Annotated in this window: 12 protein-coding genes; 3 read left to right on the top strand and 9 right to left on the bottom strand. The window is 61.8% G+C overall.

The genetic code is table 11. From position 1 onward, the window contains the following. Nucleotides 1-9 precede the first annotated feature (9 nt). Nucleotides 10-1,284, top strand: a complete 1,275-nt coding sequence (locus ACYQ12_RS15275; protein WP_459873376.1) for a dicarboxylate/amino acid:cation symporter — start codon at nucleotides 10-12, stop codon at nucleotides 1,282-1,284. Between the two features lie 196 nt (nucleotides 1,285-1,480). Then, nucleotides 1,481-2,101 carry an NUDIX hydrolase gene (locus ACYQ12_RS15270; RefSeq protein ID WP_459873374.1) on the top strand — a complete coding sequence of 207 codons (621 nt, stop codon included), beginning with the start codon at nucleotides 1,481-1,483 and terminating at the stop codon, nucleotides 2,099-2,101. A gap of 124 nt (nucleotides 2,102-2,225) precedes the next feature. Here the strand turns inward: ACYQ12_RS15270 and ACYQ12_RS15265 are convergent, their stop codons facing one another. After that, complete coding sequence (locus tag ACYQ12_RS15265) at nucleotides 2,226-2,531, bottom strand: hypothetical protein (protein ID WP_459873371.1); 306 nt, start codon at nucleotides 2,529-2,531, stop codon at nucleotides 2,226-2,228. 221 nt (nucleotides 2,532-2,752) lie between these two features. Here ACYQ12_RS15265 and ACYQ12_RS15260 point away from each other — a divergent pair, with 221 nt between their 5' ends. Next, nucleotides 2,753-3,496, top strand: coding sequence for an SDR family oxidoreductase (locus ACYQ12_RS15260; protein ID WP_459873369.1), 744 nt, complete (start codon nucleotides 2,753-2,755; stop codon nucleotides 3,494-3,496). A gap of 101 nt (nucleotides 3,497-3,597) precedes the next feature. On the opposite strand, the gene yejK is transcribed toward ACYQ12_RS15260, so the two are convergent. The 8 genes from yejK to ACYQ12_RS15220 form a co-directional block, all read right to left on the bottom strand. Continuing rightward, nucleotides 3,598-4,596 (bottom strand): nucleoid-associated protein YejK, encoded by a 999-nt coding sequence (gene yejK, locus ACYQ12_RS15255; protein WP_459873367.1) that lies wholly within the window; start codon nucleotides 4,594-4,596, stop codon nucleotides 3,598-3,600. A gap of 74 nt (nucleotides 4,597-4,670) precedes the next feature. Beyond that, nucleotides 4,671-6,362, bottom strand: a complete 1,692-nt coding sequence (locus tag ACYQ12_RS15250) for an NAD-dependent malic enzyme (RefSeq protein ID WP_459873365.1) — start codon at nucleotides 6,360-6,362, stop codon at nucleotides 4,671-4,673. 93 nt (nucleotides 6,363-6,455) lie between these two features. Beyond that, nucleotides 6,456-7,295 carry a CvfB family protein gene (locus tag ACYQ12_RS15245; protein WP_459873363.1) on the bottom strand — a complete coding sequence of 280 codons (840 nt, stop codon included), beginning with the start codon at nucleotides 7,293-7,295 and terminating at the stop codon, nucleotides 6,456-6,458. Between the two features lie 164 nt (nucleotides 7,296-7,459). Next, on the bottom strand, nucleotides 7,460-8,068 hold the full coding sequence (locus ACYQ12_RS15240) for a class I SAM-dependent methyltransferase (protein WP_459873361.1): 609 nt from the start codon (nucleotides 8,066-8,068) through the stop codon (nucleotides 7,460-7,462). A 233-nt stretch (nucleotides 8,069-8,301) separates the two neighbouring features. Beyond that, nucleotides 8,302-8,490, bottom strand: a complete 189-nt coding sequence (locus ACYQ12_RS15235) for a DUF3008 family protein (RefSeq protein WP_459873359.1) — start codon at nucleotides 8,488-8,490, stop codon at nucleotides 8,302-8,304. 444 nt (nucleotides 8,491-8,934) lie between these two features. Further along, on the bottom strand, nucleotides 8,935-10,323 hold the full coding sequence (locus ACYQ12_RS15230) for an NAD-dependent succinate-semialdehyde dehydrogenase (RefSeq protein WP_459873357.1): 1,389 nt from the start codon (nucleotides 10,321-10,323) through the stop codon (nucleotides 8,935-8,937). Between the two features lie 373 nt (nucleotides 10,324-10,696). Then, nucleotides 10,697-11,341 carry a TetR/AcrR family transcriptional regulator gene (locus ACYQ12_RS15225; RefSeq protein WP_459873355.1) on the bottom strand — a complete coding sequence of 215 codons (645 nt, stop codon included), beginning with the start codon at nucleotides 11,339-11,341 and terminating at the stop codon, nucleotides 10,697-10,699. Nucleotides 11,342-11,561: 220 nt separating this feature from the next. After that, nucleotides 11,562-12,290, bottom strand: a complete 729-nt coding sequence (locus ACYQ12_RS15220) for a YebC/PmpR family DNA-binding transcriptional regulator (RefSeq protein ID WP_459873353.1) — start codon at nucleotides 12,288-12,290, stop codon at nucleotides 11,562-11,564. Between the last annotated feature and the right edge of the window lie 114 nt (nucleotides 12,291-12,404).

Raw genomic sequence — 12,404 nt, 5'->3', positions numbered from 1 at the left:
GCCTGATATATGACATCGTTTGTAACACCCCTGTGGCGGGGCTACCGCGACAGCTCACTCATCATGCGGGTAACCATCGCCCTGGTGCTCGGCGTGGTGGTCGGTCTGATCGGCGGGCCGAGTGTCGCCGAGGTGCTGTCACCGCTCGGCGATCTGCTGATGCGACTGTTGAAGTTCATCATCCTGCCTATTGTGCTGTTCACCCTGATCGTGGGCGTCAACCAGGGAAAGGCCGGTAGCCTGGGGCGGCTCGGACGCAAGGTGTTTCTTTATTACCTGGCGACGTCTGCACTGGCCATCGGCGTGGGGCTGTTGGTTGCCACACTATTCTCGCCGGGGGAGGGCATGACACTGGATAGCGCAACCTCGGTGTCGGTACCCGACAATCCCGGCATTCTGCAGGTGATGCTCGGCATCGTACCGGATAACATCGTCGCCGCTTTCGCCGGGCAGGATCTACTGGGTATCCTCTTCACTGCGCTGGTCTTCGGCCTGGCTCTGGCACGGCTGCGCCGATCCGAGTCGCAGGGCGAACTGGGCGAGCGGCTCTATGGCGTGTTCGAGGCGCTCAATGCGGTGACCCTCAAGGTGATGAGCGGCATCCTGCATTACGTGCCGATCGGAGTATTCGCCATCGTCGCCGGTACCGTGGCGAATCAGGGCGTCGACACCTTGCTGTCGCTCGGCGACATGGTCGTGGTGCTGTACGTGGCCCTGGGTGTCCATCTATTGGTGTATATCGGCCTGATGCGGCTTTTCGGCGTGCCGCTGCGGGCTTTCTTCCGCGAGGCGCGTACCCCGATGGCGACCGCCTTCGCCACCCAGAGCAGCTCGGGTACGCTGCCGCTGACGCTCGACGCCGCGCAACGTCTGGGGCTGCCGCGTAACCTGTACGGCTTCAGTCTGCCTCTGGGCGCGACGCTGAACATGGATGGGGCGGCGATCCGCATCGCCATCTCGGCAGTGTTCGCCGCCAACGTGGTGGGGGCTCCCCTGGACTGGACGAGCATGCTGCAGATCGTGGCGGTGGGCACGTTGATCTCGGTGGGCACCGCCGGAGTGCCCGGCGCGGGGATCGTGATGATCGCCACGGTATTTTCCCAGGTGGGGTTGCCGATCGAGGCGGTGGCGCTGCTCACCGCCATCGACGCGCTGGTCGGCATGGGCTGTACGGCGCTCAATGTCACCGGCGATCTGGTCGGCACGGCGATCATCGGCCGCAGTGAGGGCGAGCGCGTCGATACGGCGAGCGCAGAAACATCGCCGCCGAGTGTCGGTGATTGAAAGGGGGCCAGCCGTGTGACAAATGGGTGTCGCGGCTCAGTACGCCATCCATGTCGGTGAGCCGGCAATCGGTTGTACGTTCGGTTATCGTCGGTGTCCTGTACTCGAGTCGGTCGAGTCAATAGTGTCAGGATACGGCCAAGAGGGCCGATCTGCAGCCGACGTATGGCGCATTTATCAGACAGGGATGAAATCTATGCCACACGATTGGGTTACCTTCGCCAAACAGCTTCGCTCGATTGCCCAGACGGGACAGACCTACACCGATAACAAGTACGAGCTCGAACGCTACCGGCAGCTCGAGGTGCTGACCAACCAGATGTTCGCGGTGCTTGCCGATGTGCCCATCGAGCGCGTCGAGAACTTCATCATTCCCGATGCCGGCTACGCCACGCCCAAGGTGGATGTGCGCGGTGCGGTGTTCGAGCGCGACCGGGTGTTGCTGGTTCGCGAGATCAAGGATGGACGCTGGGCATTGCCGGGCGGCTGGGCGGACGTCAACGAGGGGCCGTCGAACTGCGTGCTGCGCGAGATCATCGAGGAGTCCGGTCATCGCGCCAGCAATCCGCGCCTGGCGATGCTCAAGGATCGCAGCCTGCATCCCTACACGCCGGTATCGCCGGATCACATCTACAAGCTGTTCTACCTGTGCGATCACCAAGGCGGCGAATTTGTCGCCAACAACGAGACCGATGCCGCCGATTTCTTCGCCCTCGACGACCTACCGCCGCTCTCCGAAGGGCGCACCCTGGCCGAGGACATCCACCAGTGCTGGGAATTTCATCGATCCGGCGCACCGGGTATCTACAGCGATTGAGAGGCAAAAGATCCGGCACGGGATGTCCGAGACGGCATCTTCTTGTCTGAACGAACGACACCCCATCAGTCCTTGGCTGGATGGGGTGTTGAAACGGTTATACAGGTACGTCAGACACTCACGCCTACTGCTCTTTCTCGAACAGCTCCGCCTTGGCATCGCGCATGACATCCTCGCAGGCAGCCTGATGGGCAAGCTGGGTGAGCAGGCGCTGCGTGAGATCGAATCCCTTGCCGAGGCAGGTATCCACCTCTTCGCGGCTCACGGCCGGGGTGACATTGCAGTCGATCTTCAGGGTTCTTCCGCCACCGTCCAGCCTGTCGGCGAATTCCCGCAGCCGCCAGGCGACGCGTTCTTTCCAACGGGCTGAGTCTTCTGCGCCTTCGTTCACGTGAAACGTACACCGCCATTCGGGTTTGTAGACCTTCATGCGAATCTCCTTGCGCTGGCTTGGAATCAATGATCGATCGTGTCTTTCTGCTCCGTATCTGAAGATGTTGCGCTTCCAGCATACCGGTTTTACGCCGCATGCATAGGCCGGGATGATCGAGTTGGCTATTGCCTGACGGACGAGGGGGCATTGTCGCGTTCGGCCGTGCAACCGATCGGCGACTAGACTGCAGAGGTTTTCATACTGCGAAGAGAGGCCACATGAATCTTTCGGACAATACGGTACTGATCACCGGCGGTGGCAGCGGTATCGGTCTGGCCATCGCCCAGCGCTTTCTCGATGCCGGTAGCGAGGTGATCATCTGCGGGCGTCGCGAGGACAAGCTGCGCGAGGCGCAGACGCAGCATCCCGAGTTGCACGTTCGCGTCGCCGACGTGGCCAGCCAAGCCGGGCGCGAGGCGTTGATCGGCCAGGTGACACGGGAGTTTCCGGCACTCAATGTACTGGTCAACAATGCCGGCCTGCAGCGGCGCCAGCGCTTTGCGGAGGATGACGCGCCTTGGGCGGAGCGTCAGCAGGAGATCGCCATCAATTTCGAGGCGCCGGTGCATCTCTGCTCGCTGATACTCGGCCATCTGCGCCGTCAGCCGCGTGCAGCGATCCTCAACGTCTCCTCGGGGCTCGCCTTCGTGCCGGGGCTGTTCGCTCCGGTCTATTCCGCCACCAAGGCCGCCATGCACTCCTTCTCGCTGTCACTGCGCGGCGAGCTGGCCAACACATCTGTCGAGGTGATCGAGATCGCTCCGCCGGCGGTCAACACCGACCTGGGCGGCGTGGGCATCCATACCGAAGGAGCACCGGTCGACGATTTTGCCGATTCGGTGATGCAGCGCATTGCCAATGGCGAGGTGGAAGTCGGCTACGGGGGCTCCGAGGAGCGCCGGCGCGCCTCGCGCGACGAGCTCGATGAATGGTTCCGCAGGATAAACGCGGATTTCATGTAGGGCTTCAGGCGGGGGCTTCACCTGGAGGGCCGTTCGCGTTCGGGTGAAGCGGGAATCGCACCCTCAGAGAGCCACTCCGGCAGGCGGAAAGGGCGCCTGCCTCACTCTCCGCGCTGCTTGATCTGTTCCTTCAGCTGTCCCGGGACCTTCTTGATGATCAGACGGTCATGTTCGGCATCGTATTCGATGCTGTTGCCGAGCAGATGCGAATCGAAGCTGATCGAGACGCCGCTGGCGCGGCCGGTGAAGCGCTTGAACTGCTGCAGGGTACGCTTGTCGGGGGGAATCTCCGGCGATAGGCCGTAGTCCTGATTGCGGATGTAGTCGTAGAAGGCCTTGGGCTGCTGCTCGTCGACCACTTCGGAGAGTTCGTCCAGCGTGATCGGTTCGCCGCTGCGTGCCTGGGCGTTGGCATAATCGATCAGGGCGTCGGTCTTCTCGCGGCTCTGCTCCTCGGGCAGGTCCGCGTTTTCCACGTAGTCGGAAAACGCCTTGAGCAGAGTGCGTGTCTCGCTGGTGGCGTCGACGCCTTCCTCGCAGCCCAGCCAGTCGCGAAAACCCTCGGCGAGCTTCTTGCCGCCGCGATCCTTGTTGTAGGACACGTATTGCCGGGAAGTGCCGGCCTGCATCTGGGTGAGATCCACGCGTGCAGCCAGGGTCAACTGGCTCAGATTGAGCTGACGCACGGGCGCCACCTGGAGCGTATCGTCGATGCCGAAGCCGTCGCGGTGATGCAGCAGTGCGAGCGTCAGGTATTCGCTGTCACCCTGGCGGGTATGCGCGAACAGCAGATGCCCGCCCACGGAGAGGTTGTCGTCGATCAGCGCCTTGAGCCCTTCCGCCGCCTGACGGGTGAAGGCGACGAAATCGGTGGCACCGGCAAGAAAGGCGGTGAGGCCGGCGGCGAGCGTGCCGTGCGCGGCCTCGTCGTGGAAATAGCCCCAGGCCTTGGTCTTGGCGTGGTAACTGCTGTTGAGGCTTGCCAGCAGATCGTCCAGTGCCGGCGACGCGCCAAGCGCCGCATCGGCGCAGTGCAGCGTGGCGGGCTGATCGTCTGCGGTCTTGTCGAGTCGGTGAACGACGCTTTCGAGAATCGGCATGGCGGTATCTTGGTAGGAACGGAAAAGGGAGCCCTCCGCATGCGGAAGGCTCGGGCGTCCGGTCTGTCGCCGGATCAGTAGGAGGCGCGGCGGTAGTTGCGATAGCGCGGCAGCCAGAAGTTGCGCTCGATCGCCTCGTGGATCTCGTCATCGCTGGTCTTGAGCGCGACGCCATCCTCCTGGGCGCGCTTGGCGACGGCGAAGGCGATGCGCTTGCTGACGTCCTGGATGTCGTTGAGCGGCGGCAGCACGGCACCCTGGCCATCGAGAGCGAGCGGAGAGCGCTCGGCCAGCGCACGGGCGGCATCCATCAGCATGCCGTCAGTGATGCGTGTCGCCTTGACCGCGATCGCGCCGAGACCGACGCCGGGGAAGATGTAGGAGTTGTTGCACTGGGCGATGGGAATCTTCCTCTCGCCGAGGGTGACCGGCGGGAACGGACTGCCGGTGGCCACCAGCGCATCGCCGCCCGTCCAGGTGAGGATCTCCTGCGGTGTCGCTTCCACGCGCGAGGTGGGGTTGGAGAGCGGCATGATCAACGGTGCCGGACAGTGCGCATGCATGGTCTTGATCACCTCTTCGGTGAACAGGCCGCGCTGGCCGGAGACACCGATCATGATCGTCGGCCTGGCGTTGCGCACTACATCGGTCAGCGCCAGGTCGCGGCTGTCGGTATCCCAGACGGCGAGATCGCCACGCTTCTGGGTCAGCTTGCGCTGGAAGTTAGGCAGGTTGCTCATGTCATCGGTGAGCAGGCCGTAGCGGTCGACCATGAAGATGCGGGCGCGGGCCTGTGCCTCGTCCAGCCCCTCGGCGACCATCGCCGCGACGATCTGTTCGGCGATGCCGCAGCCGGCCGAACCGGCACCGACGAAGGTCACGCGCTGGTCGGAGAGCTTCTCGCCCTTGGCCTTGCAGGCGGCGAGCAGCGTGCCCAGCGCCACGGCGGCGGTGCCCTGGATGTCGTCGTTGAAGCAGCACAGCTGGTCGCGGTAGCGCTCGAGCAGCGGCAGCGCATTGCCCTGAGCGAAGTCCTCGAACTGCAGCAGTACGTTGGGCCAGCGGCGCCTCATCGCCTGGATGAACTCGTCGACGAATGCGTAGTATTCCTCGCCGCTGATGCGCTCGTGGCGCCAGCCCATGTACATCGGATCGGCGAGCAGGTCGGGATTGTTGGTGCCCACGTCGAGCACGATCGGCAATGTATAGGCCGGACTGATGCCGCCGCAGGCGGTGTACAGCGACAGCTTGCCGATAGGAATGCCCATGCCGCCGATGCCCTGATCGCCGAGGCCGAGGATGCGCTCGCTGTCGGTGACGACGATGACCTTGACGTTGTCCTTGGTCGCGCTGTTGAGAATGTCGTCGAGGTGCTCGCGATCGGCGTAGGAAACGAACAGGCCACGGTGCGAGCGGTAGATCTGCGAGAACAGCTGGCAGGCTTCGCCGACCGTCGGGGTGTAGATGATCGGCAGCATCTCCTCGAGATGGCTCTCCAGCAGGCGGAAGAACAGGGTCTCGTTGCTGTCCTGGATCGAGCGCAGGTAGATGTGGCGATCGAGATCGGTGGATTGCAGCGTGTACTGCTGATAGGCGCGTTCGGTCTGCTCCTCGATGGTCTCGACGGTCTGGGGCAACAAGCCGACCAGGTTGAAGGCGACGCGCTCCTCCAGCGAGAAGGCGCTGTCCTTGTTGAGCAGTGGCGTCTCGAGCAGGGTGGGGCCCGAATGGACGATATACAGGGGGCGTTGCGGTGTCTGGGACATTGACTTCACATCCAAACGAAGTGAGTGATGAGCGACGACTGGCGTTTCGCATATCGGCGTTTCGCAGCGCCAGCGTCTCGAGGATCCCGGCGTCTAGCGCGACAGCTCGATGCGATCGGGATGGATCACGATCTGGCCCTGCTTGTAAAGCCCGCCGAGCGCCTTCTTGAAGGTCGCCTTGCTGACCCCGAACGTCTTGCTGATCAGCGGCGGCGGGCTCTTGTCGCTGATGAACAGCACGCCGTCGTGCGTACGCAGCTCGGTGAGAATCCGCTCGTTCAGATCCGTGGAGGCAAGTTCGCCCACCGGCTGCAGACTGAGGTCGATCTTGCCGTCCGCGCGTACCTGCTTGATGAAGCCGCGCTCGCGCATGCCGCTGCGCAGCGGCTTGAAGGCCTCGTTCTTGTGGATCAGTCCGCGGTGCCGGTGGTCGATGATGGCATTGAAGCCCAGGTCGCTGGGGCCGGTGATCAGCAGCTCCACAGCCTGACCCGCATGATAGCGCGGCGGAGCGGGATCGAGATGGCGGTCGAGGCGCATGGTGGCGGTGATGCGATGGGTGCGCTTGTCCAGATAGACGTGAACCACACAGAAGTCGCCGACCTTGAGAGGGCGTTTCTCTTCCGAGTGTGGCAGCAGTATATCCTTGGGCAGGCCCCAGTCGAGGAACACGCCGACATCGTTGCGCGCCACCACCTTGAGGCTGGCGAACTCGCCGACCTGTACGCGGGGACGCTGCGTGGTGGCGATGACGCGATCGTCGCTGTCGAGATAGACGAAGACGTCGAGTTCGTCATTCACCTCGCTGGGCCGGTCCCGGGGAATGTAGCGCTTGGGCAGCAGAATGTTGCCGTACTCCGCCCCATCGAGATAGAGCCCGAATTCCGTGTGCTTGGTGACCCGTAGTGTGTTGAAACGCCCGATAAGTACCATTGCTGCCACCTTGTTTAGGCCAGATCCGAAAGTCGGCGAGCGATGAGGCGTTTCCCAGCATCCTGCAAGCACTTCTCGGCCAGCCCGTAAATGGGACGTTATTCTAGCCCCTGGCGGCATTCCGGTCAGCCCCTCTGGCCGACCGGCCGGTATGCAGGAATGGTCTAGGGTATGCAGTAATAGAAGTGCGCGGGCAGAAAGTTCATCGGCTCGAAGCTCTTGGTGACCTTGGAAAAGGTCTTCTGCAGATGAGGCATGATATTGGGCGAGAACTGATAGAGCAGGAAGGCGCCATTCGCCGCAATGACCTGCTGCGTAGCGCGCAGGATACTGTCCTTGACGTCGTTGGACAGGGTGCTCAGTGGAATGCCCGCGATTATGTAATCGACCGCACCGAGCTCACGCGCCTCCAGAACCTGGGCGATATCCTCCGCCGAGCCGTGAACGACCTGTAGCCTGGGGTCGGGAAAAGCGCGACCGACGTATTCGACGAAATCCTCGTTGGTTTCCAGCACCAGCAGTGTGGCGTCGGGATGCATCCGACGCAGGATTTCCCTGGTGAAGGTGCCGACACCAGGGCCGTATTCCACCAGCACCCGGGCCCGCTGCCAGTCCACTTCGCTCAGCATGCGTCTGACCAGATAAGGCGAACTCGGAATGATCGAGCCGAGCATCTTGGGATGCTTGAAGAAGTTCCTTGCGAACAGGGTGAACTGCTGACGGGTGGACAGGGCGTTCGAGACGCCGCCCTTCGTGGGCTCGTGAGCTTCCATGCGCGTGACTCTTCCTGGTGGAAAATGAATGCCTTCCTTTCACATTAGTTCAGCGAAGATGTGAGGAAAAGCTGCATTCCTCTGGTGAGACGGTGACGGGCTCGCCGAAACGAGCAACTGCGGTCACTTCAGCCCGAGCGTCTTTCGGAAAATCCGCGCAGTCACGACAAGAGCGCGTACTCGACCAGAGCGTCGCCGGATTGCCGGTGACGCTCGGTTGGCCATGGCCATTGTCAGGACTTGGAGTTGTGCTCGGGCTTGTCCTTCTGCGAGGTCGAGGCCATCTTTTCCAGCTCTTCCTCGCTCATGGACTCGTACATCGACTTCGAGGCGCCTTCCAGCTCGCTGACCTTCTTCTCGCCGCGCTTGGCGGAAAGCGCCGCGCCGGCAGCCATCTGCTGGGCCTGGGATTTGGCTGGCATCGTTGACCCTCCTGTTTGATCAATGCCGTTCCGGTGCCATCGCGGTAGGGCGGGGCAAACCGGCCTGTCTCTTCCAGACTAGTCAGCACGCTGCCGGTTAGCCAAGCGGGGAGGGCAGGACATGAATGCCCGACAACTGCTTCGAGCCTGGATTGGTTATTGGCCGGTGGCGGTACCGGAGCGTGCGAAGCGTGCACGCCAGCCAGCCCGTCAGGCACGGCCGAAATGCAAGAGGCGATGACGATGTGGCCATGCTGTCTTCCGCTACGGGTCAGGCGCCTTGAAGCTGGAGGGAAATATCGCCGAGGCGCTGGAGCCTCCGACGATCAAAGTCGGCCGGATATCCGGCTTGTCACCGGCCCCCAGGGACGGGGAGCCGGTGGATCGAACGCCATGACACTCTCGCCGCCGTATCGCCGCTGCGGAGGAGTGTCGGGCGTGTGGCTACTGCTTTACCACAATGATCGATTTGACGTTGACGAACTCGTGCATGCCGAAGCCGCCGTGCTCGCGGCCATAGCCGGAGTCCTTGACGCCACCGAAAGGCATTTCCGGTGTGGCGACGCCGAAGCCGTTGATGAATACCATGCCGGTATCGAAGTACTTGCCAGCCAGTTCCGTGGCGCGTTTCACGTCTTTCGAGATGATGCCGCCGCCAAGGCCGTAGCGGCTGTCATTGGCGATACGCATGGCATCTTCGTCGTCCTTGGCGCGGATCAGCGCCGCGACCGGGCCGAACAGCTCGTCGTCATAAGCGGGCTGGCCCGGCGAGACATTGTCCAGCACGGTCACCGGGTAGAAGGCGCCTTTGCCCTCGGGCTTCTCGCCACCACAGAGTATCTTGGCGCCTTTGCGCACGCTCTCTTCGACCTGCTTGTGCAGACCGTCACGCAGGTCGACGCGGGCCATGGGGCCTATGTCGGTTCCGCTTTGCGTAGGATCGCCCACTTTCAATGCGTTCATCTTCTCGACAAAGCGCTCCTTGAACGCTTCGTAGTTGGCCTCGGTGACCACAAACCGCTTGGCAGCCACGCAGGTCTGCCCGGTATTGTAGACGCGCCCCGTGATGCACGTATCCACCGCCACGTCGAGATCGGCATCATCGAGCACCAGGTAGGCATCATTGGAGCCGAGCTCCAGCACGGTCTTCTTCAGATACTGAGCGGCCTGGGCCGCCACCTTGCGCCCTGCGGTATCGCTACCGGTGAGGGTGACGCCACGTACCAGCGGGTTGGCGATCACTTCGTCGGAGGTCTCGTGGGAGATGACCAGCGTGCGGAACACGTTCTCGGGCAATCCCGCCTCGCGATAAATCTCTTCCAGCAACAAGGCGCTGCCCGTGACGTTGTCGGCGTGTTTCAGCAGTACGCTATTGCCGGCCATGATGTTGGCTATCGAGTAGCGCACCACTTGGTAGGCGGGGAAGTTCCAGGGCTGAATGCCGTAGATTACACCGATTGGCGAATAGGTGATGATGCCGCGCTGGCCGTTGCTGGGCTGGCGTTCTTCATCGGCGAGCTCCTTGGGGCCCTGCTCGGCGGTGTAGTCGCAGATGCCCACGCACAGGTCGATTTCCTGGCGCGCCTGCTGGGGGAGTTTGCCCATCTCCCTTACCATGAGATCGGCAAACGTCTCCTTGTACTCCTGCAGGGCCTTGCCGATCGCCTTGATGACCTTGGCCCGTTGTTCCAGCGACTCCAGACGCCAGCGTAAAAAGGCGTCGTGGCTCTCCTCGATAATCCGTGTGGCCTGGGCAACATCCATCCTCGAGTAGCTTTCCAGCGGCTCGCCGGTGGCGGGATTGATGGTGGTAACTTGGCTCTGGCTGCTCATTGGATCTCCTTCCCATGGCGCAACGTTTTATATCGATGCTTATGAAAACAATGTGTTACTTCAATGCATCCTGACGTTTTGCTGTATTAGACGACCGGTCTATTTTTTGACAGGATTCACTGTAGTCGAAAACTAGCTGTGCTGCCAAAGAGAGGATCTGAGAGGACAAGCCGGGCCGTGATCGATCAACGGTCAGCCCATGCCGCTGCTACACGCTGATCGGGTATCCGGCCTTCGGTACTTTCGGCAACTTCGCCAGTGGCGTCGATCGTACCGACAGCTTCATGACCCTCAAGGGGCGGTAACGGCGTCTTGCAGCCTTACCGGCCGCGAATGGTTCACCGGTCATGTGGCGCCGACAGGAACAGTTGCTTCAGGGTGTCCCCTCGGCTTGTGGCGAGAAATGGCAAACGGCGGCATCGTTGCATGCCAGCAGGTGCAGCGTGGCGTCCCGTGCCTGCTGTAGTGGCGTCTTGTCCTGACTGAGCTTGGCCAGCAATGCCGCACCCAGCCACATCTGGTAGAGGACCCGGGCTAGCGCAAGAGGTGACATGCCGTCGGGCAGGGAGCCGTCGTCGCGGCCCTCCTCGATCAGGTTGGCAATCCGTACCATCAACTGCTGCACGCCATCATCGAGCACACGACGCATGTTCTCGGACATGTCAGCAACTTCGGCCGCTAATTTCACCACCAGGCAGTCTTCCGCCCAGCCTCGTTCGGGGGCGGCCGGATCGGTGATCCAGGCATCCCAATACCGCATCAGGCTGTCTCTTCCGCTCTCGGCTGCTGACAGCAACTGATCGAGTTTGTATCCGTAGTCGTCTATGTATTCCTGCAGGAGTTCACAGCCGAAGGCTTCCTTGGAGGGAAAGTAATGGTAGAACGAACCCTTGGGGATGCCGCACGTCTTGAGGATTTCCTGCAGCCCCACGGCGACGAATCCCTTGTTGAGGACCAGTCGATACCCGGTATCGAGAATGTGCCGACGCTTGGCCTCAGCTTTTTTTGTCGATGGCATGAGTAGCACCGTACTTGAAATAGACCGGTCTTATAGCGGTATAGGCAGGATAGCTTTTCCTGGGCAGAGCTCTATCCATGAAGCCAAGGAATGAGGCGTCCAGGCGAAGGCAACGCTTCTACTGGATTCATTCTTGCATGGTGGCAGCCAAAAACCTCTCGCCGGCGTTTCAGGTGCCGGCGAGAGGTGGGTATCAGCGCTGGAGCCGGACAGGCAGCCCTTACGCCGTCTCCTGAATCTCGGCGTTGTGGTAGACGTTCTGCACGTCGTCGAGCTCGTTCAGCATGTCGAGAAATTTTTCGAACATGACCACGTCGTCGCCTTCGACCGGGGTAACGGTCTGGGGCAGGAACTGGATCTCGTCGACCTCGAAGTCGATCTCGCCGAAGGCATCGGTCAGCGCCTGCTTGGCCTTGGCGTACTCGGTATGCGGGGCGAAGACGGTGATACGGCCGTCTTCGTTCTCGATGTCGGTGACATCGACATCTGCTTCCATCAGCGCCTCGAGCACGGCTTCCTCATCATCTCCCGCGAAGGCGAAAATGGCGCTGTGGTCGAACATGTGGCTGACGCTGCCCTGGGTGCCGATCTTGCTCTTGGTCTTGGTGAAGCAGGCGCGCACGTCGCCGAAGGTGCGGTTGGGATTGTCGGTCAGGCAATCGACGATCACCATGCAGTTGCCGGGGCCGAAACCTTCGTAGCGGGCAACGGAGTAGTCTTCGCCGCCACCGCCCTTGGCCTTGTCGATGGCCTTCTCGATCACGTGCGAGGGGACCTGGTCCTTCTTGGCGCGATCGATCAGCCCGCGCAGCGTCAGGTTGCCGTTGGGGTCGACACCGCCCGACTTGGCGCATACGTAAATCTCGCGACCGTACTTGCTGTAAACCTTGGTCTTGGCGGCGGCCGTCTTGGCCATGGATTCCTTGCGGTTCTGGAAGGCCCTACCCATGTCATCGTCCTGTTACGTTGTCATCGACGCCCCGGATTTTACTCAACAAGCGCAGGTGAAGACAGGTTTATTGTCGGCGGGGTCCGGCTTTCGCGTCATGTTGGGCAGCACGGC

The organism is Halomonas shantousis (genome assembly GCF_054654615.1).
This window is presented reverse-complemented; position numbering and strand designations above follow the sequence as displayed.